We start from the raw sequence: 2,830 nt of genomic DNA, 5'->3' as shown, positions 1-2,830 counted from the left end.
TGATGAAATGCAGCGATCTTTTGCCAATATGGCAGGTGATGCTGTGTATCGGCCTACTATTGTTGACAGACTTAAGGGCAGAACCAACTTGGGAAATACTTCGACGCAATCGCTTGGATCCTTAAGTGAAATGGCAGAAAAGTTGTTTCAAAGTATTTTTGATCCAATTGGAAATTTGAAGAAAACGATAGGCCACGATGAACGTGTCGAACGGATGACCCAACGAATTGTAGCGGGACAAAAACATGGAGAGTCTATTAATCAAGCTTCTGTTGCCGCGACTTTGATCAGTATGGGTGATATGGCAGGGACCTCGCAAATGAACCAAGCTATTCGCGGTATAGATTTGGCAACAGGGCAACCGTTGGATAGAAATCAGAGATTACATAATGTTGGGTATGGTATTTTCGGTATAACTACCACTTGGGGAACTTACATGGTGGGGTCTACACCACGTCTTGTGATTGGAAGAATGGATGATATAAAATATTTGTATCGGGCTGAATATACTCTACCTGGGCAAAACCGCTTACCCAATTTAGGTAATCCGAAAGCTAATTGGATACAAAATTCAATGGAATTGAGAAGGGACATGGGTTTGAGAAGGCCAATTCGTGATGCATCGCTACCAGATTCTACACCAGCTCCAACAAAATTATTTCAGGAGAGAACTATTCGACAAACCTTTACTGGTGCAGAACGTAATACTCTGAGAAATAGAGGATGGACATTTGATGAAAAAAGTAAACTTTGGTTTCCTCCGAAGTAAAATAACGAGATATTATAATACAATGAAAAAAGCAAAACATGTTCTTGATGATACCCCAAATTATTCGAAAGTAATTTCAATGCTTGAGGATAAATTTTCCTTTCTCAGCAGTAAGTATGGTTTTGTTGCTAAAGTAGTGAGAAAGCATGGCGGGATATATTTTAGTGAAAAAAATGAAAAACTTGAGATATGTTTTAGTTATGGTTCTCCGGAATTTGAGATTTCAATGTCAATGGCTTTCAAGCGTACAGGTCCTTTCGTTTTTTATACTTGGGGCGAATTGCTTATGAGTGGACTTTTTGATTGGGATTGGGATTGGGTTAAAAATAGTCATGATAAAGATTTAGTTGCTCTTGATACTTTTTATGTGTTCATAATGAAAAATATTGACTTTATTATGAATAATAGTGATTTTATAAGTGATAAATTAAAAGATGGCAGAGCCAATATGAAATGGAATTAATTTTTCTTGCAAGGCCAAGATTTAGGTCTCAAGTTGCCTACATTATGTTTCTTATCACAACTGTCCCAACAAACTTTTGAAAGGATAAAAAGATGGAGCCAACTTGTTCGTAACAGTATATTACGGTTGTCTGAAAAGCAAGAAGGCTTCGTAATGAAATACACATCCGTCAGTCTGTTTCGTCAAGTGTTGGATTTGATTTCGAAACGAGAATTTGAAGAAGTAGTCATGAAGCACAATGGAGACTTGGCCGCTCATTGAGCAGAACCTGGTTCGCGCTGTCTGGGCCAGTTTCGGTGACCGCCCCTCCCTCCGCCAATAGTCTGAGCGGTCAGCCTGTACATAACGCAGTACACGCTTGACGCCGCTGGAATCCGGACGCTGGTGATCGAGACTGGGGTGAACTGCGCAAACCGGGTGCTTGCGTTTGAGTACGACGACCAGTACCAGTTGACCCGCGAGGCGGATTCGCTTCGCAACAGTCTACACGATTCATTGATCTTTAAGGAGAAAAAGTAGGAGAATCTACAGTAAATATTCAAGTTGGGAAAATGAATAAGAATGGGACTCCAGTTTCAAGAGAACGGAAAGCTATTGATGATTTAAATAAAGCAGGAAAAGATGTTGAATTTATTCCTTACAATAAAGAAAAGTAGGTGAACAGATGGGACGACAAGTAAATTTTATATGTTCAAAAGAAGATATTGCAACTATTGTTGAGTTTATTCATACTCATGATGCTTCCTTGTATGAAGTGTGTCATGTAAGAAAAGAATACTTGCGAGTGGATAATCTATTAGCTCAAAAAAATCAGGAGTATTGGATTTGCTTAAATCAATATTATCAGCAGATGGGTGGGGAGAATATTCGATCAAATTATTTTCATGCAGAGGTTATTCAATTTATAAAAGAAGCATATATTGATGAAATATTTTATTGTCGGATTTGGGCTGAATTTGGTTTTTGGACAAAAATCAATGGTGCTGATTCATATGTATATAAATCAAAAGATTTTGAAAAATTCTATAGTTCACTTGCCCGCTTCATAAAGAAAAAAGCATTAGTAGAGAAATCAAAATTATTTTGGTTTATGCACGATGCATACCAGATTTGTAAACAGAGGAATCTGATATTACCGATTCCGACATCACCTAAACTACAACTTGAGTTACCCAAAGAATAATTGTAGTAAACTAGATATAGATGATTGGCCTGCCTGTAAATAATTCCAAGCGGAAAACGGGCAGGCCGAATTTTGCATTAGCCAACCAGCCATGTAACTGAAATCGGTCAGTATAGGGAATCGCGGGCGACGGTGTAATCGACTACACGGTGGACAAGCTGAACCGCGTGACGGCGGCGACGACTGGCGTGAACGTGATCTCCTACACCTATGACGCGAACGGCAACACGGCGTCGAAGACGGCGGCCGGCGTGACGCGCACCTGCCACTATGACCGCGACAACCGCTTGATCCGTGTTTCGGAAGGGGAGGGGGATGAAGAAATCTTCACGGCGGTCTACGATTACCGCAGCCGTCGGCTTGAAAAGACGGAAAACGGCGATACGGTAAGTTATCTCTACGACGGCGGCGTGTC

At 40.4% G+C, this 2,830-nt stretch carries 5 protein-coding genes; all 5 read left to right on the top strand.

Translation table 11 applies throughout. The annotated features are described in order from the left end of the window. A partial coding sequence (locus FYJ85_RS23465; protein WP_206213427.1) for a hypothetical protein occupies window positions 1-769 on the top strand: 769 nt, incomplete at its 5' end. 22 nt (window positions 770-791) lie between these two features. Further along, window positions 792-1,232 carry a hypothetical protein gene (locus FYJ85_RS22785; protein WP_154420978.1) on the top strand — a complete coding sequence of 147 codons (441 nt, stop codon included), beginning with the start codon at window positions 792-794 and terminating at the stop codon, window positions 1,230-1,232. A 384-nt stretch (window positions 1,233-1,616) separates the two neighbouring features. Then, the gene (locus FYJ85_RS24145) at window positions 1,617-1,751 is read left to right on the top strand and encodes a hypothetical protein (protein ID WP_268878782.1); all 135 of its coding nucleotides are present in this window, start codon (window positions 1,617-1,619) and stop codon (window positions 1,749-1,751) included. 145 nt (window positions 1,752-1,896) lie between these two features. Then, window positions 1,897-2,415: a hypothetical protein gene (locus FYJ85_RS22780; RefSeq protein WP_154420977.1), complete on the top strand. Its 519-nt coding sequence runs from the start codon at window positions 1,897-1,899 to the stop codon at window positions 2,413-2,415. Between the two features lie 149 nt (window positions 2,416-2,564). Next, on the top strand, window positions 2,565-2,830 hold a 266-nt coding region (locus FYJ85_RS22775), incomplete at its 3' end, for a hypothetical protein (protein WP_338116720.1).

Source organism: Victivallis lenta, from assembly GCF_009695545.1.
GTDB lineage: Bacteria > Verrucomicrobiota > Lentisphaeria > Victivallales > Victivallaceae > Victivallis > Victivallis lenta.
This window is presented reverse-complemented; position numbering and strand designations above follow the sequence as displayed.